Raw genomic sequence first — 25,026 nt, 5'->3', positions numbered from 1 at the left:
CGCGCCGGAGTGCTCCGGCGCGGACGATCAGGAGTGCCCGTACGGCTCCGCCGGCTCAGTGGTCTCCACCGAGCCCGGGGCCCGACTGACCGACATGGCCTCCACCGCGCTGTCGTCGTACACCGTGGGCAGCTCGTCGACAGCGGTCTCGGCCACCTCGATCAACGTCTCGGAGTGGGCGCCGCAGCCGTGGTCGGCGCTCACCACCCGGCCGTCGTCCGGGGCGTAGAAGTTGCCGCACGCCCCGAAGGCCTGCCGCATCGCACCGGCCAGCGGCAGGTAGAAGCCGCAGGTGCCGCAACGGGCGGCGGTCGGAGCGGCGGTCGAGATGGCCGCGGCGGGGCCGTGGTCGCCTTCGTACCAGCGCTGCGCCGTGTCGATGCGGCCCTCCCGGGAGAGCACCCGGGCCCGCCCGAGGCCCAACTCCCACGCCGTCTCCTCGACCGCCGGGTCGTCGGAGAGCAGATAACCGGGGACCAGTCGATCGTCGTCGGGCGAGGTCGGGAGCAGATCACCCGGACCCAGATCGCCCGGCTTGAGCCGCTCCTGCCAGGGCAGCCAGCCGGGCGCGAGCAGCGCGTCCGGGCCGGGCAGCAACACCGTCTCGCAGATGGTGACCGTCTTGCTGCGGGGCACCCGGGTGACGGTGACCGCCCAGCGCCAGCCGCGGTAGCCGGCGAGACGGCATTCGAAGTAGTGGGTGACCAGCCGGTCACCCTCGGCCACGACCTGCAGGTGGTCGCCGACGTCGTCGGCGTCCACCTCGGTGATGCCAGCGCGGGCCACCTCGACGGCGGCGGCACAGACCTGGTCGAGACGGGCGGCACGGGTGGAGGCGGGCCTGGTCACCTCACCATTGTTCCCCATGCGCCTCGCAGGGGTGACAGGGACTCCCGGGGAACCTTTCCCAGCGGTGGTGCGGCGTACCCGGATCAGATGGGCGAGGATGGTGCACATGCCGTCGTACTCCCGCTCCGGGCGATCCGTCCTCGGGCGGACCGTCGGCACCGGCATTCGCGCCATCCGTCTCCTGCTGCGTGGTTCGCTGGGCAGCGGCCGCTGGGTGACCCGCCGGGCCGGGCGGGCCCGCGCCCGGGGCGCCGGTGGCGAGGTCGGCATGGTCCGCCTGTTCGACCTGCACGCGCTCTCCTGTGCCGGCGACACGCTGATCGCCATCGGTCTGGCCGGCACGATCTTCTTCAACGTGCCGCTCGGCGAGGCTCGCAGCAAGGTCGCGCTCTACCTGCTGGTGACCATGGTGCCGTTCGCGATGCTCGCCCCGGTGGTGGGCCCGCTGCTGGATCACTTCCGGCACGGCCGGCGGTACGCCCTGGCCGCGACGATGCTCGGCCGCGCCTTCCTGGCCTGGTTGATCTCCGACTACATCCACGGCTTCGGGCTCTATCCGGCCGCGTTCGGGGTGCTCGCGCTCTCCCGGGCCTACGGCGTGGCCCGTTCCGCGGCGGTGCCCCGGTTGTTGCCGGAGGGCCTCGGCCTGTCCCAAGTGGGTGCCCGGGCCAGCGTCTACGGCACGGTCGCGGGTGCGCTGGTGGCGCCGATCGGGTTGGCCGCGTTCTGGTTCGGGCCGCAGTGGCCGCTACGCGTCGCGTCGGTGATCTTCCTGGTCGGCATGGTGATCTCCCTACGGCTCCCACCGAAGGCCGACTCGGAGCCACCGGAGCGCGTCCCCCGGCCACTGCGCGCGCTGGGCCGCCGCCGTGGCGATCGCCCACTGGGACGGGGTCGACCGTCCGGCCGGCTGGTGATCGCCACCCTGATCGGCGCCGCGACGCTGCGCGCGCTCTACGGCTTCCTGCTGCTCTTCCTCGCCTTCGCGATCAAGAAGGGCGACCTGACCACAGTGGTGTTCGGCCGGGACCTGGGCGCCGAGTGGGCGTTGGGCGTGGTCGGCGGCGCGCTCGCGGTCGGCACCTTCCTGGCCACCGCCATCGGCACCCGGCTGCGCATCCACCGCCCGACCGCCATCCAGTCCAGCAGCATGATCATCGTGGCCGGGGTGGCGGTGCTCGCCGTCATCCAGTTCTCGCTGCTGATGGTCGCCCTGCTCTGCCTGGTCGCCGCGCTGGTCAGCGGGATAGCGAAGCTGGCAGTGGACGCCTCGATCCAGGAGCGCATCCCGGAGCGGCTGCGGGCCAGTTCCTTCGCCCACTCGGAGACTGTCCTGATGCTCGCCTTCGTCGCCGGCGGCGGTCTCGGGCTGGTGCCGTTCGACGGCCGGATGGGCATCGCCGTCGCCGCCGGGGTCGGCGTACTGGCCGCGATCCGGGGTGTGCTGGCCGCCGCCCGGCTGCGCGGCGAGAAGCTGGCCGGCCGACCGCTCGGCGACGACGAGCTGACCGAGGACGAGCTGCCCCGGGACGAGACGGCGGACGAGCCCGGCGACCCCACACCCACCTCACCGGCGCCGGCCCAGACCAGTTCCCCGCAGTACGACGACCCGAGCCTCGCCCCGCCGGGCTACCACATCTACCGCCCGTCGTCGGCGGTTGGCGGCCCGGGTGGCGGGGCCGACGACGACACCCGCCGCGAGTCCCCCGGCTCACTCTCGTGACCGGTCTGCTGGTGGTGACCGCGGTCCCCGCCGAGGCGGACGCGGTCCGCGCCGGGCTGACCGACCACAGCGTGACCGTCACCCCGATCGGCGTGGGCCCCGCCGTCGCCGGTGCCGCCACCGCCCGGCTGCTGGCGCTCGCCGAGGCCGCCGGCCGCCCGTACCGTGCAGTGGTCAGCGCCGGCGTGGCCGGCGGCTTCACCGGTCGGGCCGAGGTCGGCGACACGGTGCTCGGCACCGTCAGCATCGCCGCCGACCTGGGCGCCGAGTCGCCCGACGGTTTCATCCCCGTCGACGAGCTGGGCATGCCGCCCGCGCTGCTCGGTGCCGGCGGCAGGGTGCCGACGGACCCGGGCCTGCTGGCGGCTCTGCGGGCCGCCCTCCCGACGGCCACGGCCGGCCCGGTGCTCACTGTCAGCACCGTCACCGGCACCACCCCCAGCACCGACGAGCTGCGGCGGAGGCATCCCGAAGCGGTAGCCGAGGCGATGGAGGGTTACGGAGTGGCTGTGGCCGCGGCGCAGGCCGGGGTGCCCTTCGCCGAACTGCGCACCATCTCCAACCCGATCGGCCCCCGCGACCGGGACGCCTGGCGGCTGCGCGAAGCACTGGCGGCCCTGACCGCAGCAGCCCCGGCACTGCGCTGACCGGCACTGCGCTGACCCGGCGTCCGCTCAGGAGAAACAACGTTTGCCACTGTGGCCCAGGCGCAGTGCCGCCGGGCGGCGTGCCTCGATCTCGAAGCCGCACGCCAGCAGCAGGTCGGTGCCGAACCCCTCGGCGACAGCGGCCGCGTCGTCGATGCCCGCCTCGCGCATTCCGGTCACCAACGCAGTGACCAGCCGACGGCCGAGCCCCAACCGCCGGTACCGGGCATCGACAAGCACGCCGTCGAGCACCATCTCCCGCTCCGGCATGCCCGGATGCCACTCCCCGAACTCCAGGAACGGGCTGCGCTCATGGGCCCGCAGTTCACCAACCAGCTTGCCGTCGGGAAGCTCGGCGACGTACCGCCAGCACGTGGCCGGCAGGTCGCTGCCGATCACCCGGCGCACCTGCGCAGTCCTTTGGACCTCAGCACCCCACCGTCGGTTGTCGCGATAACGCCGGTTCAGCTCGTACGCGGCCGGTGGCAGCGGGAGTGGGTACCGCTCGGGCGGCAACCGGTACCACTCCGCCCACCACGCGCCGGGCCAGTCCCGAGGCTCGTGGACAGGCCACACGTCCAGATGGGCCGGGTACCGCCGGCCCGCCTCGTCCCGCATGTCGTCATGCGGGACCGGCGTGGGTTCGCTGACGACGGAGTCGGGTGCTGGGATGCCAATGGCCAACGTCCCACCCGCCGCCTGCACGAGGCGTTCCACAGTCCGGAATCGGGGATCGGCCGCCCGCCCCGACTCGATCCGGGCCAGCGTCGGCTGCGGCACCCCGGATTTCTCGGCCAACTGCCGCTGACTCAGATCGGCCCGCCGACGCAGAGCGCGGAGCGCCGGGCCGAGATCGGCTCCGCCGGTCTCGTCGGTGTGGTCACTCGCCTCGGTCACAGGCCGATGTTCCCGGCTGGTCAGCGAGCTATCAACACCCTGCGCCGAGCTGTGGATAACCCTGTGGACAACTCCTCCGGTCGGTGGATGATGACCTGCTGCACGATCCCTTTGGAGCTGAATCGTTTATGACATCACCGCCTGGCCGGGCACGCCCCAACCGGGCACGCCCCAACCGGACACGCACCGACCGGGCCGGCACCAACCGGGCACGCCCCAACCGGGCACGCCCCAACCGGGCACGCCCAACCGGCGCGCCCCCAGCCCACCTCCGGATTCCCGGCACCGAGTTTGTGGCTCCTAACTCCCGGGCTGGGTGATTCGTTTACGACATCAGCTCCAAAGGAAGACCAGGTGAGTGCTCGGCCCTGCTGGGTCGGTCGTTTGCACGCGTCGTCTCCGCCCCCCTGCAGGCGTTCGCCGCAGTTCGTGCGCCGCCTCGCTCCGACGCTGGTCACGGCCGCGGACCACGGTCGCGGATCACAGTCGCGGATCACAGTCGCGAGTCACGGCCGCGGACCACGGTCGCGGATCACAGTCGCGGGGTGGGCCCGGACCCCGGGCGGAGGGCGGGGCTAACGTGGGGATGTGGCGCTCTCCCTGGCAATCTCGCCCTGCCCCAACGACACGTTCGTCTTCCACGCGCTGGTGCACGGGCGGGTGCCCGGCGCGCCGCCGGTCGAGGTGACGTACGCCGACGTGGACGTCACCAACACGGCGGCCGAGCGGGGGGCGTTCGACCTGGTGAAGGTGAGCTTCGCGGCGCTGCCCTGGCTGCTCGACGACTACCACCTGCTGCCCTGCGGCGGTGCCCTCGGTCGCGGTTGCGGCCCGCTGGTGCTCACCCGGGGCGACCGTGACGGCGGGCCGGACCGCACCGACCTGACCGGCGCCACGGTGGCGGTGCCGGGCGACCGGACCACCGCGTACCTGCTGTTCCGGCTCTGGTCGGCCGGGCGACCGCCGGCCCGGATCGAGGTGGTCCCGTTTCACGAGATCATGCCGGGCGTGGCGGCTGGGCGTTACGACGCTGGGCTGGTCATCCACGAGGCGCGGTTCACCTACCACCGGCACGGCCTGAGCGCTCTGGTCGACCTCGGCGAGTGGTGGGAGGCCGACACCGGCCTGCCCATCCCCCTCGGCGCGATCCTGGCCCGGCGTGGCGCGGTCGACCCGGAGGCCGCGGCCGGCTGGGTCCGCGAGTCGGTCCGGCAGGCCTGGGCGGACCCGGCGGCCAGCCGCGAGTACGTGCTGGCGCACGCCCAGGAGATGGAACTCGACGTGGTCGACAGGCACATCGGCCTCTACGTCAACGAGTTCACCGCAGACCTGGGCGAGGCCGGTTTCGCCGCGGTGGCGGCACTGCTCGACCGGGCCGCCACCGCTGGCCTGGTGCCTCAGACCTCCAGCTCGCGTGCCACCGCGTGGACCAGCTGAGCGATCTTCTGCGCAGTCTTCTTGTCCGGGTACCGACCCCGGCGCAGATCCGGCTGGACCTTCGCCTCCAACACCTTGATCATGTCTTCGACCAGGCCGTGCAGTTCCTCGGCCGGCCGACGGCGCAGCTCCGCCATCGACGTCGGCGCGTCCAGCAGCTTGACTCCCATGGCCTGCGCGCCCCGGCGGCTGTCCACCAGGCTGAAGTCGACCCGCTGGCCACCCTTGAGGTCGGTGACACCCGCCGGCAACGCCGCCTTGGGCAGGAACACGTCGCCGCCCTCGTCACTCGTGACGAAGCCGTATCCCTTGGCCGTGTCGTACCACTTCACTCGACCCGTAGGCACCTGAAAACCCCTGCTTCACTTGAGCCGCTACTGCTCCAAGGCTAGCTGGATCATCCCGTCGAGCGCCGCTGGGAATTCGGTGAGCGCGTCCAGCACCACTTCGGCCCCCGCCGCGCGCAGCTCGTCCGAGGAGCACGGGCCGGTCGCGACACCGATGCCGGGCACCCCGGCCGCTGCTGCCGCCACCATGTCCGCGACATGATCGCCGACGTAGTGGGTCGCGCCGTGCTCCCGCAGGGCCGTCGCCTTCTGCTCGGCGAACAGGTCCCCGGCCAACTCGTCGACAGTGAGACCGAGATGGTCCAGGTGCAACCGGGCCAGCCGGCCGATCTTGGACGTGACGACAAGCACACGACCACCCCGCGCACGGATCGCGTCGATGGCCTCCCGCGCGCCGGGCAGCAGGAGCGTCGGGGTGATCGCGTACGCCGGGTAGAGCTCGCGATACACCCGCACGGCCGACTCGACCTGCTCCGGCGGAAACCAGTGCGCGATCTCGGTGCGCAGCGGCGGGCCGAGCCGGGACACCGCCAGCTCCGCGTCGACCGGCACACCGGTCCTCGCGGTCAACGCGCGGTAGGCCGCGGCGATGCCGGGGCGGGAGTCCACCAGGGTCATGTCGAGGTCGAATCCGACGGTCAGTGCGGGCATGTCGAGAAACGTACCGGCCACGCCCAGTCGGCCGGACGTCCGAGGGGCGCGAAAGCCCGGTGCCGGGCTAGCGTGGAAAGACGATGACCACCTCACTCGCCGACCACCTGCGGTCGCTGCCCGATGAGTCACTGGCCGAGCTCCTCCAGCTGCGGCCCGACCTCGTCGTGCCCGTGCCGGCCGACGTCTCCGCCCTTGCCATCCGGGCCCAGTCCCGGGTCTCCGTGGCCCGCGCGCTTGACGGTCTGGACCAGTTCACCCTTCAGATCCTCGACGCGGCCCGGCTGACTCGGAGCCCGGACGACGCCACCACGACCACCGACACGGTGCTCGCGATGGCGACCGCCGGGCCACAACCGCCGGCACCGACGGCCGTCCGGGCCGCCGTGGGCCGACTGCGTGCGCTCTTTCTGCTGTACGGCCCGGAGCACGCGCTCCAGGTGGTGCCCGCTGTCGACGAAGTCGCCCCGTACCCCGCAGGGCTCGGCCGGCCGGCCGCGGAGCTGGACCCGCGCACGGCCGCCCTCTGCGCGGACCCGGCGAAGCTCCGACGGACGGTGCTCGCCGCCCCGCCCTCGGCCCGGGCGATCCTGGACCGATTGGCGGCCGGCCCGCCGGTGGGCAGCGTGCCGCCGGGGGCGTTGCAGGCGCCGCCGCTCGGCGCGGAGGACCCGGTCCTCACCGACCCGACAAACGGTGGCGCGCCGACCGGCTCCCCGGTGCGGTGGCTCGTCGACAACCGGCTGCTGGTCCCCGTGACGACCGGCTCGTCCACGGCAAGCGGCACGGTGGAGCTGCCCCGCGAGGTCGGCCTGCTGCTGCGCCGCGACAGCGGCCCGCTCGGGCCCCTGCGCACCAGCCCACCGCCGGTGGCCGCCGCGCCCCGCGAGCCGAAGGCTGTCGACTCGGCCGGGGCCGGGCAGACCATGGAGGTGGTCCGGCACACCGAAGGGCTGCTGGAGCAACTCGCCGACGAGCCCGCGCCGGTGCTGCGTTCCGGCGGCATCGGGGTGCGGGATCTGCGCCGGTTGGCGCGTACCGGCGGGCTGGACGAACCGACCACCGCGCTGCTGCTGGAGGTCGCGTACGCGGCGGGGCTCCTCGGTGAGCTGGAGATGCCCGGCTCGGCCACCGGCCGGTACGGGGCGGATCAGCAGGTGCTGCCGACCGGCGGGTACGAGGTGTGGCGGGCCGCCTCGCTGGCCCAACGGTGGGAGCAGCTCGCCCGAGCGTGGCTGACGATGACCCGACAGGTGGGGCTGGTCGGCCGCCGTGACGACCGGGACCGGCCGATCACCGCGCTCTCCGCCGAGGCCGAGCGGGCCAGCGTGCCGGCCACCCGACGGGCGGTGCTCGGCGTACTCGCCGATCTGGAGCCGGCGACGGCACCCAGCCCGGAGGAGGTGCAGGACCTGCTGGACTGGCGGGCCCCGCGCCGCAGCCGGGGCCGGGACGCCGCCCACCGGGAGGTGCTGGCCGAGGCCGCACAGCTTGGCGTGACGGGGCTGGGGGCGCTCACCTCGTACGGTCGGCTGCTGCTGGGTGACCTGACGTCGACCGACGAGCGGGGCGGCGGCGACCCGCTGGGCGTGCACGCGGACGTCGAGAGCGGCGACCCGTCAAGTGCCGCGCGGGCGCTGGACGCGCTGCTGCCCGCACCTGTCGACCACTTCCTGGTGCAGGCCGACCTGACCGTTGTGGTGCCCGGCCCACCCGAGCCGGCGCTCGCCGCCGAACTGGAGGCGATGACCGAGCTCGAGTCGGCCGGTGGGGCCAGCGTGCACCGGGTCACCACGGCGAGCGTGCGGCGGGCACTGGATTCCGGCTACACGGCCGACGACCTGCACGACGTGTTCCGGCGACGGTCGCGTACCCCGGTGCCGCAGGGGCTCACCTACCTCATCGACGACGTGGCCCGTAAGCACGGCGGGCTGCGGGTCGGCCTGGCCGGGGCGTACCTGCGCAGCGACGACGAGACCCTGATCAGTGAGGTGCTGGCCGACCGGCGGCTGGAGTCGTTGGCGCTGCGGCGGCTCGCGCCGACGGTGCTGTGTACGCAGTACCAGGTTGGTCGGCTGCTGGGCGCGCTCCGCGACGCCGGGTACGCGCCGGTGCAGGAGGACGGCACCGGCAGCACCGTGCTGGCCCGGCCGCGAATCCGCCGAGCCCCGGCCCGGGTGTCGGTGACCACCCGGACGATCGACCCGCTGGCCGCCCCGAAGCTGCCCATGCCCCGGCTGCTCGGCGTGGTGGAGCACATCCGGCGCGGTGACGCGGCGGCGCGGGCGGCCCGACGGGCACCGGCGGTGGTGCGCGGTGGCGCGCCGGGGCTGGGCGGCGGCCCGGTGCCGGCGCACACCCACAGCGAGGCCCTGGCGGTGCTCCAGCAGGCGGTCCGGGACAAGGCGCTGGTCTGGGTCGGTTACGTCGACGCGCACGGGGCGACGGCGTCGCGCCTGCTCAAGCCGGTCTCGATCGGTGCCGGCTACCTGCGGGCCGAGGACGAACGGACGGAGATGCTGCACACGTTCGCCCTGCACCGGATCACCGCGGCGGTGGTGGCGGACTGACCGACGGCGCCACCGCGCGGGCGCTGTCGGTCAGCGGCGGCTGCGGCGTACGGTGCCGACCACCGAGATGATCAGCAGCAGCGCGAAGCCGGCACCTGCGGACTCCCCGACCGAGTCGACGAAGCCCTGCTGGAGCACCAGCCAGCCGAAGAGGAACCACCCGAGGAGGAGCGTCGCCGCGACGGAGTACGCGATCACCGTCGCTCGGGACACCTCGTCGGGTGGTGCTTGCTCATGCTCCGCGATCACGTCACGGTCGACCGTCATACCCAGCCTCCCCGCCCGGTCCGGCCCTGGACTCCCAGGGTGACACTCAAGGGACCGGTCGGACAGGGGGTTATCCCCTCGATTCGCTCCGTGTCGCTCAGGTGCCGGGACGCCGGCCGATCAGCACCACCCGGGTGCCGACCTTTCCGAGCTCCCACATCCGGACAGCGTCGGTGTGCAGGAGATTGACGCACCCGTGCGAGCCGATCGACTTCTCGTGCAGGTAGGTGGTGGTCTCGTGGAAGCCCATCCCCTGGGTGAAGTGCTGCCAGTACGGCAGCCACACCTCGTACGGGTCGGACCACTCCTTGGGGTTGCGGTAGTTGACGGCGTACGTGCCGGCCGGGGTGCGGTAGCCGGACATGCCGGTGCGGGTCACCGTCGGTGCCATGATCACTTTGCCACCGCGGAGCGCCCAGACGGTCTGCCGGGTCAGGTCCACGCAGAACGTGGTGCCCGTGCCGCCCTTGCAGCGGGCCGTGTCGGTGGTGGCGAGGCGCTGGGCCACGTCGAAGGTGGTCGGTCCGGCGCGACCCTCGACGGGGCGAATGCCGTACCTCTTCTGGAACTTCTTGATCGCGGCGCAGTCGGCGGCGGACTGCTGCCCGTCGACGGTCACCGCCCCGAACCCGCCCAACCGGGCCAGGTAGGTCTCCACCGCGCGCTGGTGCTGGCCCTGTGGGCAGCCGGCGACGGTCGGCGTACCGGTGCCGGGGGTCGTCGTTGGTGCTGCCGTGCGGGTCGGCTTCGGCGTGGGTTTGCGGGAGGGTTTCGGGGTGGGCGCGGCCGGCGTGGACCGGCCGCGCTGGTCGGGCCCGGGCGTGTCGCTCGCCCCCGTTGCCTGTTCCGCCGCGCCGGCTGGGGCGGCTCCCCCGCCACCACTCCCGCCGGACTGCGGTTCGAACGCGCACGCACCCACGCCGACCAGCACGACCACCACGAGGGCGACCAGCCGGGAAGTAATCCGGACATGCTCCATGGGACCTCCCCAGACAGTCGTCCCTTTACTAGACGTTCGTGAGTGCCGTCACGGTTGCGGCTGGTGAGCAACTTTCTTTCACCGTCCCGCATCGTGCAACACTGGATGGTCGGCCAGCGGCGGGTATGCGACCCGTCCCGGCCGGACGGCCAACCGAGGAGAGGACGCTGGCGTGAGCGGTGGACCACTGATCGTGCAGTCGGACAAGACCCTGCTGCTGGAGATCGACCACCCCGACGCGCAGGCCTGCCGGATGGCGATCGCGCCGTTCGCGGAGCTGGAACGCTCGCCGGAGCACGTGCACACCTACCGACTGACCCCGCTGGGTCTGTGGAACGCCCGCGCGGCCGGGCACGACGCCGAGGGTGTCGTGGACTCGCTGCTCAAGTACTCCCGCTACCCGGTGCCGCACGCGCTGCTGGTGGACGTGGCCGAGACGATGGACCGGTACGGCCGGCTTCAGCTCGCCAACGACCCGGCGTACGGGCTGGTGCTGCGCGCCCTGGACCGGCTGGTGCTGATCGAGGTGGCGAAGAGCAAGAAGCTCGCCGGGATGCTCGGCGACAGGATCGACGACGACACCATCCGGGTACACCCGTCCGAGCGCGGCCGGCTCAAGCAGGCGTTGCTCAAGCTGGGCTGGCCGGCGGAGGACCTGGCCGGTTACGTCGATGGTGAGGCGCACCCGATCGAGCTGGCCGAGGCCGGCAAGGACGGGCGCAAGCCGTGGACGCTGCGCTCGTACCAGCGGGAGGCCGTCGAGGCGTTCTGGGCCGGCGGGTCGGGGGTGGTGGTGCTGCCCTGCGGCGCCGGGAAGACCCTGGTCGGCGCAGCGGCGATGGCCGAGGCGAAGGCGACCACCCTGATCCTGGTGACCAACACGGTCGCCGGTCGGCAGTGGAAGCGGGAGCTGATCGCCCGCACCTCGCTGACCGAGGAGGAGATCGGCGAGTACTCCGGCGAGCGCAAGGAGATCCGCCCGGTCACCATCGCGACGTACCAGGTGCTCACCTCGCGGCGCGGCGGCGCGTTCACCCACCTGGACCTGTTCGGGGCCCGCGACTGGGGTCTGGTCGTCTACGACGAGGTGCACCTGCTGCCCGCGCCGATCTTCCGGTTCACGGCGGACCTCCAGGCCCGCCGCCGGCTGGGCCTGACTGCCACTCTGGTACGGGAGGACGGCCGCGAGGGTGACGTGTTCAGCCTCATCGGCCCGAAGCGGTACGACGCGCCGTGGAAGGACATCGAGTCGCAGGGCTGGATCGCCCCGGCCGAGTGCACCGAGGTCCGGGTGACCCTGACCGACGCGGAAAGGATGTCGTACGCGACGGCGGAGGCGGAGGAGCGCTACCGGATGGCGGCGACCGCCCGCACCAAGCTGCCTGTGGTGAAGGCGCTGGTCGACCGGCACCCGGATGACCAGGTGCTGGTTATCGGCGCGTACATCGATCAGCTGCACCAGCTCGGCGAGTACCTCGACGCGCCGATCATCCAGGGCTCGACCACCAACAAGGAGCGGGAGCGGCTGTTCGACGCGTTCCGCACCGGGGAGATCCGCACGCTGGTGATCTCGAAGGTCGGCAACTTCTCCATCGACCTGCCCGAGGCGGCGGTGGCGATCCAGGTGTCCGGGACGTTCGGGTCACGCCAGGAGGAGGCGCAGCGGCTGGGTCGGGTGCTGCGCCCGAAGGCCGACGGCCGGCAGGCGCACTTCTACACGGTGGTGTCCCGGGACACGATCGACACGGAGTACGCGGCGCACCGGCAACGCTTCCTCGCCGAGCAGGGGTACGCGTACACGATCGTCGACGCCGACGACGTCCTCGGCCCGTCCCTGCCGTCCTTCGACTGACCCGTCGATCAGAGCGTCGGGCACGGTCGCGGGCGGGGACGTGGTGTCTCTTGCGCTCGCTATGGAGCTGATGTCGTAGACGAATCAGCCGTCCGCTCATCCGCGCCACCCTGATCCGTGACGCGCTGGTCGCCCACTCCAGATCTTGGACAGTTTCCGTCTCGCCTGAACGGAAACTGTCCAAGATCTCGACGGCCTCTCACCGTCAGCGCTTGCGGGACTCCGCGACAAAGACCCCGCGACCCGGACGACCAACGAGCACGTCCTGTTTCCGCAGCTTCGCCACCGCACGATGGATGGTCGACACCGACACGTCGTAGTGATCGGAAAGCTGCTGGGTGGACGGTATCTGTGAGCCGGGCTGGAACTCGCCCACCTTGATCCGCCTCAGCAGATCATCGATCAACTCGCTCATCGTCGGGGGAATCGGCACGCGGGGGCCCCTTGCAGTCGGTTGGCCCGCCCAGTATCGAGCACCGGGTGAAAGAGCGGCAACAACTGGAAGGGAAGCAGCAGCAACCGCAGCAGCAAGATTTGCAAGATAGGAGAGCGTTGACAGAGGTGACAGGTATCGGTAGCGTCGCTCTCGGTGATGCGGTGCCGCTGCGGTCGGTTGGCGCCTCTCGTACTGGTCTCGCATCGCCGCCGAGATCCATCCCGTCGAGACCCACCCGTCGAGACCCAACCGTCGAGACCCAACCGTCCAGACCCACCCGCCGCGCTCCCCCGGCGCGGCCCTGCTGCCGTACCCCCGAACGGCCGCGGGTCGGGAGGTCTCCGCCGACCGCAACCGGCGGAGACCTCCCCTCCACGTCGAACCCGTCCGACGAAGGGCAGTCACCGTGCGCGATCTGATCCGTCGGCTGCCGCGCCGACGCAACGAGCTACCGCCGACGAGGAGGCGAGAAGAACCGCCGCAGCCCTGGCAGCTCCGCGAACGGTGCCGCTACCGATGAGCGACCGTTGGGTGATCCACCTGCCGATCACCGCACCGGATCTGCTGCGCGCCCGGATCTTCGCGCGTACCGCCGCTCGGGTGCTGGTGCGGCTCAGCGCGCGGGTCGAGCCGGGCGGGGTCACCGTCTCGGCCGAGGACCAGCAGGGCGTACGACATTGGGTTTTCTGTGACCGACCGCTGCCCGGCGGGGCGCGGTGCGCGCTGCCCACCGACCACCTGTCGCCCTGCGCCCGACGCGCGCTCCGGCCAGGTGGTCGGTGAAGTCTGCGCGCGCCCGACCCTGACGGCAACGCTCACCGGGAGAAGCGGTCCACCAGCACCGCCAGCCGGCGGTCGTGGCCGGGGCGGCGGAGCCGGCCGCTGCGCATCAGCGTGACCAGCCCGTGCAGGCCGCTCCAGAACGTCTCGGTGAATGTCTCCAGGTCGTCTTTCCCGGCGACCGGGCGCACCGTTTCGGCCAGTTCGGCGAAGCCGCGGGCCAGGTCGGTCGGGACGTCCTGAGTGGCGAACGGCAGGTCCACGGCGAGGGTGAACATCGCGTCGTAGAGCGCGGGACGCTGCTCGGCGAAGCCGACGTATGCCGCCGCGACGTCGGCGACCGCCTGCCGGGGGCTGGCGGCCGAGGCTCGGGCCGCGGCGAGGGCGTTGGCGAGTTCGGCAAAGCCCTCGACGGCGACGGCCGCCATGATGGCGTCCTTGCCCTTGAAGTGGCTGTAGAGGACGGGCTGGCTGTACTCGATCTCGGCGGCGAGCCGCCGGGTGGTCACCGCGTCCCAGCCTTCCGCCAGGGCCAGGTCGCGTGCTGCGGCGACGATCGCCCGTTCCCGTTCCGCCCGCTCGCGCTCCCGGCGCTCCTGCGTCGACATGACGCCCATCCTAGCACCGCTAGATATCCTGCCCGCGCTCTGCTAGCGTCGCTCTCACATCTAGCAGCGCTAGGAATTGGAGCAGACCATGCTGTCCTTTGTCGCCTACGGGCTCGCCGTCGTACTCAGCCTCTTCGTCGTCTTCATCGGTGCGCGGTTCCTGCTGGTACCGCAGGCCGCCGCCGCCGGCTACGGCGTGCCGGCCCGCCCGGACGGCGACCCCGCCTACCTGACGGTCAAAGGGCTGAAGGACCTCACGTTCGGGCTGCTCGGCCTCGCCCTGATCGCCTTCACCACCGCCGACGCGGTTGCGTGGTTCATGCTGATCGTCGCGCTCGTCCCGCTGGGCGACACCGTCATCGTGCTGCGCAACGGCGGGACGAAGGCCGTCGCCTTCGGCATCCACTTCGCCACCGCCGCGGTAGTGCTCCTCGACGCCGCTCTGCTGTTCGCCCTGTAATCGCCAGCAGCACCCCGCATGGGCGCGTGGGTCACGACGTGGGGGGTGGGCAGCGGTCGGGGAGGGTGACCTCGCCCGGTCGGTGGTCGAACGTCTGCATCGTGAACCACTCGTCCAACTCCGGGTCGAAGAGGTTCTGCAGGCCGAACTGCAGCACCTGCCACCAGCGACTCGGGTCGTGCTGGTCGACGTAGATGTCGCCGAGCGCGATCGGGAACCGGAAGAACTCCCCCGGCACGGCGGAACCGCCGACGACCCCGACCCGCCAGTGGTCGACGTGCCGGTCCTCGGCACCCTGCAGGATCTCCGGCCCCACGTAGCGGGCGGTCTTCAGCTTGTCGTTAAAGATCTGCCGGTTGAAGAACCCCGGGACCTTGCTGCACGCGCGGGGCGGGAACAGCGGGATGTTCGGCCACTTGTAGGTGAGCGTGTAGAGGGTGTTCTCGTAGATCAGGTTCGTGAACCAGATCGGGTGGGCCGGTCCGCCGGCGATCATCTGGCTGTTGCCGTTGCGGCCCTGCCAGCTGAACGGCACGTCGATGCCGAGGTCCCGCACGACGTACCGGCCGGTGCCCTGGAAGTCGGCGGGGAGCAGCGGTGGGCGCGGCTCGCGCGGCTCGGGGACTTCACGGCCGTCGGCCTGGGCCGCGCGGGGCTCCGGCGCCGCCGCCGGGCCCGGCGCGACCACACCGAGCGCGAACAGCGCGCCGGCCACCGCCGCAACCACAACCCGAGGTGTACGCCGCAACCCCATCTGCCCTCCGCCGGTGTCGGAAAGTGGCCGGTGCCCGACCGCGCGTGTCTTCGGCGAAGCGTAGGAGCAGGGAAAACGTGAGAGCTGACGGAACGGGTGGCCTCCACCGGACGGGTGACGAGACGCGCACCGGCCCGGGACCGACAACGGTCCCGGGCCGGGGTCACGCGAACCTGATTACTTGATCAGCTTCCAGGGGCCGTTCTTGTCACCCGGTTCCTGGCCGCGCGTCCACCACTTCGCCTCGTACACGTGGCCCTTGAAGGACACCCGGTCGCCGGCGTTGTACACCTTGGTGAGCGTCCAGGCCGCCGGGCTGTTGTCCGGCGGGGTGGGGGCGATCTCCTCCCAGGAGCCGTTGCGGTCACCCGGCTTCTGGTTGCGGGTGTACCACTGGGCCCGCCACTTCCTGCCGTCGTACATGGCGAACTCGCCCGAGTTGAAGACCCGGGACGCGGTCCAGATCGCCGTACCGTCCTCGGTCATGGCGATCTCCTGCCACGCGCCGTTGGGGTCGGCGCCCGGCTTCTGGTTCTTGGTGTACCAGGAGGCCCGGAAGACCCGACCCTGGTAGGTCACCCGGTCGCCGTCGTTGTAGGCAGTCGACGAACTCCACTCGGCCGGCAGGTTCACCGTCAGGACGGCGGTGGCCTGCACCGGCGTGAGCAGGTCACTGCCCGGGTACGAGGCGGTGAGCGTGTGCTGACCACCAGCGAGGCCCACCGGGAGGGTGAACGTCGCCGTCCCGTTGGTGACCGCGGCCGAGCCGCGAACTGTCGTACCCTCGCGCAACTCCACCGCGCCGGTGACCGGCGTGCTGCCGGCCGCGACCTTCACGGTCACCGTCGCCGCGGTGCCCCAGGTGGTCGGGGCGGCGGTGACGGTCATCGTCGGGACCTGCTTGGCGGTCGCGAACACGGCCGGCTGGGCCACCGCCTCGCCACCGTCGGCGCTCTTCGCCGAGACGATCCAGCCGTACGAGGTGCCCGGCAGGAGCTTGTCCCAGGTCGTGGTGGCGACACCGTTCGAGGTCACCTCGTCGGTGCCGATCGTGCCGGACGGCACGTACGCGGCCAGCGAGTCGGTGGTGAACGACGTCTTGCGGGTGGTGAGGTCCACCGGCAGGGTCAGGTTGTCCTCCGAGCCGTTGTACCGCGGCTTGGGCTGGCTGCCGTCCTGGCGGATGTCGTACTCGGTCGCCCCGAAGTTCTTCAGGAACGGCGAGTACGTGTCGATGTGCATCTCGGCCCGGTCCACGTCGAACTGGAGCAGGCGCAGGAAGCTCGCCCCGAACTGCAACCGGTCGGTGGCCTTGTGGTCCGGGGTGCCGTCACCGTTGACGTCGACGGTGCCGTCCGCGGCGACCTGCTTCGGCCAGAGTTCGCCGGCAGTGACCGTGTAGAACTGGTAGTCCGCCAGCAGCTCGACGACGTCGTGGCTGACGGTGACGCCGATCTTCGACTTCAGGTTGGTGCCGACGCCGTGCTCGTGGCCGGCGAGGACCAGGAACACGTTCGGGTTGACCTCGACGACCTGCTTGAAGAGCGGCGAGCCGTCCGGTGCGGAGAAGTCCGCGCCCCGTCCGTCCGGGTTGGCCGACGGCTTCAGGTAGTCGTGGGAGAGCAGGATCCCGTTGCGGTCCTTGTACCGCTTGAAGATCGAGTCAGCCCACTTGGCCTCGGCCGGCGTCACTCCGTACGACAGGCCGACCGCGACGAAGTCCAGACCACCGGCGGAGAAGAGCAGGTAGTTGTTCTGGTTGTCCTTGCCCGGCGTGACCGAACCGTCGGCCTTGGTCACCTCGTCCCACGCGTGGTATTCGGTGCCCTTCGGCCAGGACTTCGCCGTCCCGTAGTACCTGTCGGCGCTGAACGTCCGGCTGAACCGGGACGTGGGGCCGGTCTCGGCACCCAGTTGGTCGTCGTGGTTACCCGCGATGACCTGGTTGACGACGCCGTTGTCGTCGAGGATCTTCTGGAAACCGGAGGCGGCGGCGAGTTCCTTCTCGACCTGCTCGTGCAGACCGGGCCGCTTCAGCGAACCGTCCGGGTTGGTGGCCAGCGGGTCGTAGTAGTCGTTCTCGATGACATCGCCGGTGTGCGCGGCGTACGCGATCTTGCGGCTGGCCGCGTTGTCGGCGATCCACTGCATCTGGTCGCGGTACGCGGCCGACCAGATCGCCTGCTCCTCGGCCGTCTCGACGTCCGACGGCTCGGCCTTGCCGTCCCAGTCGTCGTACGTACCGCCGGCCGCACCCTCGGTGATGTACTGGGTGTCGGTGAAGTGCGCCAGCGAGAAGTCGTACGAGGCCGGGTCCTCGAAGCGGTCCTTGTCGTTCTGCGCCGTCGAGTCGTGCGGGGACAGGTCGTCGGCGAACGGGTCCTCGCCGGTGACGAGCACGTGCACCACACCGCCGTCGCGGTAACCGGCCTCGACGGGCGCGGTCAGCACCGTCTCGTGCCCGGCCTGGCCACGCGAACTGGTCAGCACTACCCACTTGTCGGTGGCCGGGTTCCACGCCCGCAGCGCCACGATCCGCGCCGGGTCGATAGTGCCCGACCAGCGCAGGGTCGGCACCTGCTTGGTGGCCCCGAGTGGCAGGTCGTACCGCTGGAAGATCACCCCACGGCTGGACGGGGTGTCGATCGTCGCGCCGTCGAGCGGGCGCAGCGAGGCCACGTCCACGTTCCTGTCGTGCTGGACGTCGAGAGTGGTCGGCACGTCGGCAGCCTCACCCTGGTAGCCGCCGGTCGGCAGGACCACGTCCGCCTTGGTGAAGGTGGCGGTCAGGCCGACCCCCTCGGCACCGGGGATCCGGGCGGACAACTCGGCCGAGAGCGGGTCGGTGCTCTTGACTGTCGAGTTCAGCTCGGTCGGGACGTCCGGGATGCTGGCGCTGCTGAACCGCACCTCGCGGGTGGCGCTGTTGCCGAGCGCGTCGGTTGCCGTGACCGCGATGGTGTGTTCCCCGGCCGGCAGGCCGTGGCCGATCTGGTCACCCTGCTTGACGGCAGTCCCGTCCAGCGTGATGACCGGCGTACCGACCAGCCCGGTGGCGTCCTTGATCTTGACGTTGAGCGCGACGGTCGAGGTCAGCCGCTGCCCGGCCGCCGGGACGCTGCTCTCGACCTCCGGGGCGGTGTTGTCGGTGGTGAAACGCCGCGTCGAGGTCTTGTCCCCGACGACCGCCTTGATGGTGTGGGCGCCGTCCGCGATCGATGTGGTGTCCACGTCGGCGCGCCTGCCCAGCGCCGGCAGCGCCGAGCCGTCCGCCGCCGTGACGTCGAACAGGACCATCTTGGTCAGCACCGCGTTGTAGCTGCTGCCGCAGGTGCCGTCACCGATGTACGTGGTCACCTGGGAGCCGGCGGGGTAACTCGCCGAGCCGATCGTGACAGTCGTCTGCGCGGTCGACCGGGTGAGCTGGGTCGCCTTCGCGCCGGTCGGCAGCAGTTGGAAGTCCCGCAGGGTGAAGTCGTCGAAGTTGTCGCAGCCGCCCGGCTTGGCGCTGCCGTGGTCGTTGCCGGCGACGAACTCCACGGCGTTGACGCCCGGCACCAGCCACTCGTTCGGGAAGGCGAGGTCGGCGACCTCCTTCTCCCACATGCCGATCTCCACCGGGATGCCGTTGATCAGCACCTTGTTGTCGTACCCGTTGTCACTGCCGTTGCCGCCGACGAACACCTTCAGGTGCGCGTCACCCCCACTGCCGAGGGTGTCGACCGTCCGTGTCGTCGGGGCGTCCGCGATGGTGAAGTGCAGTTCGGCGTCCTTGTTGGCGGCGCAGGTGCCGTCGCCAAGCGTCAGCGCGGCCGCTGTCGTCTCCGTCTTCGTCACTGTGGTGCCGCTGGTGGTGACGATGTACGTGGCGCCGGCCGTCACCGTGCCCGCCGTGCTCAGGGTGAGGCTCGTCGCCGCCCGGGTGAGCGTGAAGTCGTCGTGGTTGGCGCAGGTCGCCCCGTTGAGGGTGCCGTTGTAGTCGCCGGTCCGGATCTCGACGACGTTGTCGCCGAGGTGCAGGAAGCGGGTGGGGAACGCCAGCTTGACGTCCTCCGCGCCGGTCGCGCCGTAGTCACCGCCGAGGTCGACCCGGTGGCCGTTGACCAGCGCGTAGTTGTGGTAGCGCGCCTCGATCGAGTTGCCGGCCGCGACCGCGAGGCCGAGGGTGGCGGTGCCGGCGGCCAGCGCCTCCGCGTTCTCGGCGGGCTTGTCGTCGATGGCCAACGACTCGACGTGGTCCTTGCCGCCGGCGGGCAGCGCGGCGATCACCGGTCGGGTTCCGCGTACGCGGGCACCGTCACCGGGGGTGACCACCGCCGCGCCGGCCGGAGCGTTGTTGACGTCCACCGTCACTGACGTCTTCGCGCCCGACTGGGTAGTCGCGCTGACGGTGTGCGTACCGTTGGTGAGCGTGGTGGTGTCGAGGTCGGTACGCAGGCCGGACGTGCTGCCCGGCTCGCCGGAGACGACGAACGTCAGGTCCTGGTTGAGCAGTTTCGCCGAGCTGCCGCAGGTGCCGTCGCCGAAGCTGTAGCTGAACAGGTTCTGCTCACCGTCGGCGACAACGCCGAGCAGGCTGAGGCTGATGCTGCTCAGCGCGTAGTCGTCGTAGTTGGGGCAGCGGCCACCCTCACCGTTGGGCAGCTCCTCGTAACCGACGGCCGTCTTGGTCGTCGAGTCGACCCAGTTCGCTCCCGCGTGGACGGTGATGGTGTTCGCCCCGGGGAGCAGCCAGTCGCCCGGGAAGTCGAGGGTGCCGACCTGCCCACCGGCGATGTCCGGGAGGTAGACCCGGTCCGCCTCGGCGGTGTGGGCGTTGACGGTGATGTAGTTGCGGTAGCGGGCCTCGGTGCCGTTGCCACCCATCTCGAAGGCGAAGTGGGCAGTGCCGGCGGTCTTGTCGGCACCGATCCTCTCGCCGTCGACCGCGAGGGTGGTCACTGAGTCGTTCTCGGTGACCGGCTCGACGACGACGGGGAGATTGCCCTCGACGTTCTGCCCGTTGCTCAGACTGATCAGCGGCGTGTTACCGCTGGTCGCGGTCGCCTGCGCGCCCGCAAGCGTGGGGTTGAGGGCCGTTGCCGGCCCGGCGATGAGGATGAGCGCGACAGCGGGCAGGATGCCGCGTGTTCGCTTCCTCCGCGCACGTGTCTCGTGCGTCATGGCGGGGTTTCTCCTTATTGGTGGGTCAACGTGGACGCCACCGACGCGAAGAAAGCCGCCACGACACCGCAGGGCCGAGCGGTTGGGGGCATGCCAGCGCTCCGGCCCACAGGTGCTGTGGCACGCCGGCGGGCGCGGCCGTTGGATGACCCTGCCCGCTCTGTGCGAACTCGCCAGCCAAGCCGGATGAGAGACGGACGCTGTACGGGTGAACAGTTAGTTGATCAACAGCGCCGGACTAGCTCAGAGGACGCGGGTCACTCGTTCGGCGGCGATGACCGCGTCCTGCCGCGCCGGGTCGAGGTTGGCGCTGATGACCACCGACGCGCCGACCGAGAGCGGCGCGAGCAACCACTTCAGCGGCTGCTCGGTCTCGGCGGCGTCGACAAGCAGCCGGTCGCCCGCACGCAGGTCCATCATCCCGGCGAACTCCTGCGCGAGCGCACCCCACTGCCCGTAGGTGGTGCCGTCCGCGGTGGCCGGGTCCGACGGGTGGATGGCGGTGTGGTCGGGCACGCCGTCGCCGTGCCGAAGCACCTCGGCGGACCAGTCCAACCAACCCAACGGCACGTCGGCCAGCGGCCCCGGCCCGGTGCCGACGAGATAGCGGTGCGGGGCGTCCGGCACGTCCTCCAGCCAGTCGTCCTGCCGCTCCGGCGTCACGAAGACCGCGTCGAACGGCCGGTCGCCGCCCGGTTCCAGCACCGGCAGGCCCGCGGTGGCACGCGGTCGGAACGACACCGCCAGGCCCGAGGCCCAGGCGCCCAACAACACCGCGGCGGTACGCCAGTGCGGCGGCAGCAGGACCGCTACGCGGCTGCCGGGGCCCAGCCGACACCCGTCCCGCAGCAGGCTCGCGCTGCGCGCCGCCCACGAGCCGACCTGCTGTGCGGTCAGGTCGACGCGCTCGCCGGTCGCCTCGTCCCGGTAGCTGAGCAGCGGAAGCTCGGCCTCGACGGGTCGGGCCACCAGGTCGGCCGTTTCGGTCGGCTGCATCTCCACGCTCCCCGGATCGACGTCGGCACCACCCTACTCAACGACTTTGGTCGCGCCGGTAGTCGGCCGATGGCCGTATCGGCTGACCGGGTGGCCCGCGCACGGTGCAGGTGACCCCCGAGACGCCGCCGAGGAGCGCCCATGCCGACCGGACCCGACCCCGTCACCGCCGACCTTCCCGCCGCCGCTGACCGCCCTGTCACCGGCGACCGTCTGCCACTGCGCCGGCGGCTCCTGCCGGTGATCGCGCTGCTGCTGCTCGCACCCTGGGCGGCCGAGTGCTCGTGGGGCGGCTTCGCCATCGACGACTTCCTCCCGGTGCTGATCTTCCTGGGCCCGATGTACGGCGGCGCGGCGATCCTCATCCGGGAGACCGCCCGGCACCTCGGCGCGGGGTGGCCGACGATCGTGCTGCTCGCCGCCGCGTTCGGCGTGCTCCAGGCGGGGCTTGTCGACCAGTCGCTGTTCAACCCCGACTACCTCGACGACACGCAGTACGCCGACGCCCGTGCCGCCGCCGAGGCGTCGCTGGTGCCGGGGCTCGACTTCAGCCTCCGGCAGGCCTTCGACTACGTGGGCAACCACATCGTGCTGACCATCTGCGCCCCGATCGTGCTCATCGAGTCGTTCCTCGGGTCGGAGCGGCGTCTCCGGCCGTGGTTGGGCCGCCCCGGGCTCGTCGTGGTCGGCGTGATCTACCTGCTCGGCAGTCTGCTGATCTTCTCCGACAGCAGCGGCCGGAAGGACTTCCTGGCCAGCCCGCTCCAACTGGCCTTCGCCGCCGTTCTGGTCCTCGCCCTCGTCGCGGTCGCCCTGCTGCCCCGCTGGCGCCGCCCCCGCCCGCGCCGGGCCCGTCGGGTGCCGCACCCGCTCTGGGTGGGTCTGCTGGTCTTCCTCGTCCGCCTCGGCGGCGACCTGACCCCCGGCTGGGCGGGAGTGGCCATCGCGCTGACGCTGGCCGCTGCCGCCGGGGCCCTGGTCGCGTACCTGTCGTCGGGTGCCGGCTGGGGCAGCGGCACGTGCTCGTCGCCGGCACCGCGGGCCTGGTCACCGCTGCGGCGTTCGCGTACCTGGTGCCGCCGTACTCCCCGGCGAGCCCGGCCGCGGCCCTGGCCGGCGACGTCGCGGTCACCGTCGTCACTGTCGCCCTGGTCGGTGCCGCCTGGTGGCGGCTGCGTGCTTCGCCAGCTGTTCACGTCGCCGCAAGCTGATGCTCCCCGACGGGTGTCAGCCTCCGTGCGGGTACGAACTGACGGAGGAAGTCCTTGACACTCAGAAGAGCATTCACCGCGCTCACCGCAGCCGGTGTCGCCGCCGCCAGCCTGACCGGGGCCACCCCCGCGTCGGCCGGCGCGCACCACCACCCCGGCCCGTCGCTCGCCTTCGACCGGGTCGCCACGTACCCGGTGTTCCAGAACCGTCCGGCCGGCGAGGACCCGACGACCGCGACGGTCGCCGAGATCTCCGCGGTCAGCGAGGACGGCCGCACCCTGATCCACACCGACGCGCTGGCCCGGCGCATCGGCTTCCTGGACATCTCCCGTGCCGACCGGCCGCGTGGCCTCGGCACGCTCTCCCTGGCCCAGCTCGGAAACGCCGAGGACGAGCCGACTTCGGTCGCCGTGGTTGGAAAGTACGTGCTGGTGGTGGTCAACACCAGCGCCAGCTTCACCGAGCCGTCCGGCCGACTGGACGTGATCGAGCTGGCCAGCCGCACGCGGGTGGCCAGCTTCGACCTCGGCGGTCAGCCCGACTCGATCGCGATCAGCAAGGACAAGCGGTACGCCGCGATCGCCATCGAGAACGAGCGCGACGAGGAGGCCACCCCGCCCGGCGGCGAGGAAGGCGACCTGCCCCAGGCGCCCGCCGGTTTCGTGCAGATCGTCGACCTGGCCGGAAAGTCCCCGGCCGGTTGGCGGCTGCGGCCGGTCGCGCTGACCGGGGCCGACGGCAGCGCGCTGCCCGCCCTGGTGCGGGCCGGGCTCGCCGCGCCGACCGACCCGGAGCCGGAGTACGTCTCGATCAACAGCCGCAACCAGTTGGCCGTGACGCTTCAGGAGAACAACGGCGTCGCCCTGGTCGACCTGCCCACCGGCCGGATCACCAGGGTGTTCAGCGCCGGCACCGCCACGATCAGCGGCATCGACACCAAGAAGGACGGTGTCATCGACCTGACCGGCGGCATCACCGACGTGCCGCGCGAGCCGGACGCGGTGGCCTGGGTCGACGACAACTATCTCGCCACTGCCAACGAGGGCGACTGGCACGGCGGCAGCCGCGGCTGGTCGGTCTTCGACAGCCGCAGCGGACGCGTCGCCTGGGACGCCGGCAACACCTTCGAGCGGCTCGCCGTCACGTATGGGCTGCACAACGAGGACCGGGCCGGCAAGAAGGGCACCGAGCCGGAGGGCGTGGCCGTCGCCGAGTACAACGGCGTCCGGTACGCCTTCGTCGGCTCGGAGCGGAGCAACTTCGTCGCCGTCTACGACCTGGGCAACCCCACCCGGCCGGTGTTCCGGCAGATCCTGCCGACCACCAACGGGCCGGAAGGGCTGCTGCCCATTCCGTCGCGCGGGCTGCTCGCGGTCTCCAGCGAGGAGGACGACGCCTCGGTCAACGTTCGGGCCTCGGTGTCGCTCTTCCGGCTCGGCACTGGCACCCCGGCGTTCCCGAGCGTCGTCTCCGCCTCGGACAAGTCGGGTGCCCCGATCGGTTGGGGTGCGCTCGGCGCGTTGAGCGCGGCCCCGGGCAAGCGGGACCAGCTCTACAGCGTCACCGACGCGGCGTACAGCCAGACCCGCATCCTGACCATCGACGCGAAGCGGACGCCGGCCGTGATCACCGGCGCGCTGCCGGTGCGGGACGCGGCCGGCGCTCCGGTCGGGTACGACGCGGAGGGCATCTTCGCCCGCGAGCAGGGCGGCTTCTGGCTCGCCGTGGAGGGCGCCAAGGGCGCGGAGAACAAGCTCGTCCGGCTCGACACCGCAGGGGTCACCCGGCAGACCGTTCCGCTGCCCACCGAGGTCGCCGCCGGCCTCGGCAAGCAGGGCCTGGAGGGGGTCACCGCGACCACCGACCGGCAGGGCCGGGAGATCGTCTGGGTGGCAGTGCAGCGGGAGCTGAGCACCGATCCGGCCGGCATCGTCCGGCTCGGCAGGTACGACGTCGCCGCGGGCACCTGGAGTTGGTTCGGCTACCAGTTGGGGGCCACCACCGTGCCCGGCGACTGGATGGGCCTCTCCGAGATCACCGTGGTCGGTGACCGGCTCGCGGTCATCGAGCGGGACAAGCTGAACGGCCCGGCCGCCGCCGTCAAGCGGATCTACACGGTGCCGCTGTCCGGTGCGGCGGCGACCGGTCCGCTGACCGTGCTGCCGAAGACGCTCGCCGTCGACGTGCTGCCCGCGCTGCGCGCCACCAACGGGTGGACGCAGGAGAAGCTGGAGGGGCTGACCGTGGCCGGCAACGGTGAGGTGTACGCGATCACCGACAACGACGCGGTCCAGGACGCCACCGGCGAGACCGTGCTGCTGCGCCTCGGCTCCAGCCGCAAGGTCTTCGGCCACCGCTGACCACACGACCGACCCGGCGTCCACCCATTCGCAGGGTG

General features: G+C 71.6%; 20 protein-coding genes. 9 read left to right on the top strand and 11 right to left on the bottom strand.

The annotated features are described in order from the left end of the window. Positions 1–27: 27 nt before the first annotated feature. Positions 28–867 (bottom strand): DUF3027 domain-containing protein, encoded by an 840-nt coding sequence (locus tag ACQP0U_RS02375; protein ID WP_433315348.1) that lies wholly within the window; start codon positions 865–867, stop codon positions 28–30. An 88-nt stretch (positions 868–955) separates the two neighbouring features. Between ACQP0U_RS02375 and ACQP0U_RS02370 the strand changes: the two genes are divergently transcribed. Beyond that, positions 956–2,572 carry an MFS transporter gene (locus ACQP0U_RS02370; protein ID WP_433315346.1) on the top strand — a complete coding sequence of 539 codons (1,617 nt, stop codon included), beginning with the start codon at positions 956–958 and terminating at the stop codon, positions 2,570–2,572. Further along, positions 2,569–3,219: a futalosine hydrolase gene (locus ACQP0U_RS02365; RefSeq protein WP_433315344.1), complete on the top strand. Its 651-nt coding sequence runs from the start codon at positions 2,569–2,571 to the stop codon at positions 3,217–3,219. The genes ACQP0U_RS02370 and ACQP0U_RS02365 overlap by 4 nt, the downstream gene beginning before the upstream one ends. Before the next feature lie 27 nt (positions 3,220–3,246). On the opposite strand, the gene ACQP0U_RS02360 is transcribed toward ACQP0U_RS02365, so the two are convergent. Beyond that, positions 3,247–4,116 (bottom strand): helix-turn-helix domain-containing protein, encoded by an 870-nt coding sequence (locus ACQP0U_RS02360; protein ID WP_433315342.1) that lies wholly within the window; start codon positions 4,114–4,116, stop codon positions 3,247–3,249. A 588-nt stretch (positions 4,117–4,704) separates the two neighbouring features. Here ACQP0U_RS02360 and ACQP0U_RS02355 point away from each other — a divergent pair. Next, on the top strand, positions 4,705–5,553 hold the full coding sequence (locus ACQP0U_RS02355; RefSeq protein ID WP_112677681.1) for a 1,4-dihydroxy-6-naphthoate synthase: 849 nt from the start codon (positions 4,705–4,707) through the stop codon (positions 5,551–5,553). On the opposite strand, the gene ACQP0U_RS02350 is transcribed toward ACQP0U_RS02355, so the two are convergent. Next, positions 5,514–5,900: a cold-shock protein gene (locus tag ACQP0U_RS02350; RefSeq protein ID WP_433315341.1), complete on the bottom strand. Its 387-nt coding sequence runs from the start codon at positions 5,898–5,900 to the stop codon at positions 5,514–5,516. The genes ACQP0U_RS02355 and ACQP0U_RS02350 overlap by 40 nt on opposite strands. 27 nt (positions 5,901–5,927) lie before the next feature. Then, complete coding sequence (locus tag ACQP0U_RS02345) at positions 5,928–6,551, bottom strand: HAD family hydrolase (RefSeq protein ID WP_433315339.1); 624 nt, start codon at positions 6,549–6,551, stop codon at positions 5,928–5,930. Between the two features lie 83 nt (positions 6,552–6,634). On the opposite strand from ACQP0U_RS02345, the gene ACQP0U_RS02340 reads away from it, so the two are divergent. After that, positions 6,635–9,121: a helicase-associated domain-containing protein gene (locus tag ACQP0U_RS02340; RefSeq protein ID WP_433315337.1), complete on the top strand. Its 2,487-nt coding sequence runs from the start codon at positions 6,635–6,637 to the stop codon at positions 9,119–9,121. A gap of 30 nt (positions 9,122–9,151) precedes the next feature. On the opposite strand, the gene ACQP0U_RS02335 is transcribed toward ACQP0U_RS02340, so the two are convergent. Further along, positions 9,152–9,388, bottom strand: a complete 237-nt coding sequence (locus tag ACQP0U_RS02335; RefSeq protein ID WP_425697520.1) for a hypothetical protein — start codon at positions 9,386–9,388, stop codon at positions 9,152–9,154. Positions 9,389–9,485: 97 nt separating this feature from the next. Then, the gene (locus tag ACQP0U_RS02330; RefSeq protein ID WP_433315335.1) at positions 9,486–10,367 is read right to left on the bottom strand and encodes a L,D-transpeptidase family protein; all 882 of its coding nucleotides are present in this window, start codon (positions 10,365–10,367) and stop codon (positions 9,486–9,488) included. A gap of 172 nt (positions 10,368–10,539) precedes the next feature. Here ACQP0U_RS02330 and ACQP0U_RS02325 point away from each other — a divergent pair, with 172 nt between their 5' ends. Further along, positions 10,540–12,219: a DNA repair helicase XPB gene (locus ACQP0U_RS02325; RefSeq protein ID WP_433315333.1), complete on the top strand. Its 1,680-nt coding sequence runs from the start codon at positions 10,540–10,542 to the stop codon at positions 12,217–12,219. 205 nt (positions 12,220–12,424) lie between these two features. Here the strand turns inward: ACQP0U_RS02325 and ACQP0U_RS02320 are convergent, their stop codons facing one another. After that, positions 12,425–12,652: a winged helix-turn-helix domain-containing protein gene (locus tag ACQP0U_RS02320; RefSeq protein ID WP_433315331.1), complete on the bottom strand. Its 228-nt coding sequence runs from the start codon at positions 12,650–12,652 to the stop codon at positions 12,425–12,427. A 519-nt stretch (positions 12,653–13,171) separates the two neighbouring features. On the opposite strand from ACQP0U_RS02320, the gene ACQP0U_RS02315 reads away from it, so the two are divergent. Then, on the top strand, positions 13,172–13,438 hold the full coding sequence (locus tag ACQP0U_RS02315; protein WP_433315329.1) for a hypothetical protein: 267 nt from the start codon (positions 13,172–13,174) through the stop codon (positions 13,436–13,438). A 32-nt stretch (positions 13,439–13,470) separates the two neighbouring features. Here the strand turns inward: ACQP0U_RS02315 and ACQP0U_RS02310 are convergent, their stop codons facing one another. After that, positions 13,471–14,043: a TetR/AcrR family transcriptional regulator gene (locus ACQP0U_RS02310; RefSeq protein ID WP_433315327.1), complete on the bottom strand. Its 573-nt coding sequence runs from the start codon at positions 14,041–14,043 to the stop codon at positions 13,471–13,473. Between the two features lie 88 nt (positions 14,044–14,131). Here ACQP0U_RS02310 and ACQP0U_RS02305 point away from each other — a divergent pair, with 88 nt between their 5' ends. Continuing rightward, entirely contained in the window at positions 14,132–14,503 is a 372-nt protein-coding gene (locus tag ACQP0U_RS02305) for a DUF4267 domain-containing protein (RefSeq protein WP_433315325.1), read from the top strand. Positions 14,504–14,534: 31 nt separating this feature from the next. On the opposite strand, the gene ACQP0U_RS02300 is transcribed toward ACQP0U_RS02305, so the two are convergent. The 3 genes from ACQP0U_RS02300 to ACQP0U_RS02290 form a co-directional block, all read right to left on the bottom strand. Further along, on the bottom strand, positions 14,535–15,257 hold the full coding sequence (locus ACQP0U_RS02300; RefSeq protein WP_433315323.1) for a hypothetical protein: 723 nt from the start codon (positions 15,255–15,257) through the stop codon (positions 14,535–14,537). A 177-nt stretch (positions 15,258–15,434) separates the two neighbouring features. Further along, a complete protein-coding gene (locus ACQP0U_RS02295) occupies positions 15,435–20,420 on the bottom strand; it encodes a carbohydrate-binding protein (protein WP_433315321.1) in 4,986 nt (1,661 codons plus the stop codon). A gap of 243 nt (positions 20,421–20,663) precedes the next feature. After that, complete coding sequence (locus ACQP0U_RS02290; protein WP_433315319.1) at positions 20,664–21,416, bottom strand: TIGR03089 family protein; 753 nt, start codon at positions 21,414–21,416, stop codon at positions 20,664–20,666. 141 nt (positions 21,417–21,557) lie between these two features. On the opposite strand from ACQP0U_RS02290, the gene ACQP0U_RS02285 reads away from it, so the two are divergent. Together ACQP0U_RS02285 and ACQP0U_RS02280 are read left to right on the top strand one after the other, a co-directional pair. Continuing rightward, the gene (locus ACQP0U_RS02285) at positions 21,558–22,685 is read left to right on the top strand and encodes a hypothetical protein (RefSeq protein ID WP_433315317.1); all 1,128 of its coding nucleotides are present in this window, start codon (positions 21,558–21,560) and stop codon (positions 22,683–22,685) included. Continuing rightward, positions 22,682–24,988 (top strand): esterase-like activity of phytase family protein, encoded by a 2,307-nt coding sequence (locus ACQP0U_RS02280; protein ID WP_433315315.1) that lies wholly within the window; start codon positions 22,682–22,684, stop codon positions 24,986–24,988. Before ACQP0U_RS02285 ends, ACQP0U_RS02280 begins: the two co-directional genes overlap by 4 nt. Positions 24,989–25,026 lie beyond the last annotated feature (38 nt).

Origin of the sequence: Micromonospora sp. CA-269861, assembly GCF_050948505.1 — a bacterium.
GTDB lineage: Bacteria > Actinomycetota > Actinomycetes > Mycobacteriales > Micromonosporaceae > Micromonospora.
The sequence above is the reverse complement of the archived record's forward strand: the minus strand, read 5'-3'. Positions and strand labels throughout refer to the sequence as shown.

Bases quoted from the DNA above. Each gene is read 5' to 3' on its own strand.
- ACQP0U_RS02375 (WP_433315348.1), bottom strand. From the start codon at position 867: ATGGGGAACAATGGTGAGGTGACCAGGCCCGCCTCCACCCGTGCCGCC.
- ACQP0U_RS02370 (WP_433315346.1), top strand. From the start codon at position 956: ATGCCGTCGTACTCCCGCTCCGGGCGATCCGTCCTCGGGCGGACCGTC.
- ACQP0U_RS02345 (WP_433315339.1), bottom strand. From the start codon at position 6,551: ATGCCCGCACTGACCGTCGGATTCGACCTCGACATGACCCTGGTGGAC.
- ACQP0U_RS02340 (WP_433315337.1), top strand. From the start codon at position 6,635: ATGACCACCTCACTCGCCGACCACCTGCGGTCGCTGCCCGATGAGTCA.
- ACQP0U_RS02335 (WP_425697520.1), bottom strand. From the start codon at position 9,388: ATGACGGTCGACCGTGACGTGATCGCGGAGCATGAGCAAGCACCACCC.
- ACQP0U_RS02330 (WP_433315335.1), bottom strand. From the start codon at position 10,367: ATGGAGCATGTCCGGATTACTTCCCGGCTGGTCGCCCTCGTGGTGGTC.
- ACQP0U_RS02315 (WP_433315329.1), top strand. From the start codon at position 13,172: ATGAGCGACCGTTGGGTGATCCACCTGCCGATCACCGCACCGGATCTG.
- ACQP0U_RS02310 (WP_433315327.1), bottom strand. From the start codon at position 14,043: ATGTCGACGCAGGAGCGCCGGGAGCGCGAGCGGGCGGAACGGGAACGG.
- ACQP0U_RS02305 (WP_433315325.1), top strand. From the start codon at position 14,132: ATGCTGTCCTTTGTCGCCTACGGGCTCGCCGTCGTACTCAGCCTCTTC.
- ACQP0U_RS02300 (WP_433315323.1), bottom strand. From the start codon at position 15,257: ATGGGGTTGCGGCGTACACCTCGGGTTGTGGTTGCGGCGGTGGCCGGC.
- ACQP0U_RS02295 (WP_433315321.1), bottom strand. From the start codon at position 20,420: ATGACGCACGAGACACGTGCGCGGAGGAAGCGAACACGCGGCATCCTG.
- ACQP0U_RS02290 (WP_433315319.1), bottom strand. From the start codon at position 21,416: ATGCAGCCGACCGAAACGGCCGACCTGGTGGCCCGACCCGTCGAGGCC.
- ACQP0U_RS02285 (WP_433315317.1), top strand. From the start codon at position 21,558: ATGCCGACCGGACCCGACCCCGTCACCGCCGACCTTCCCGCCGCCGCT.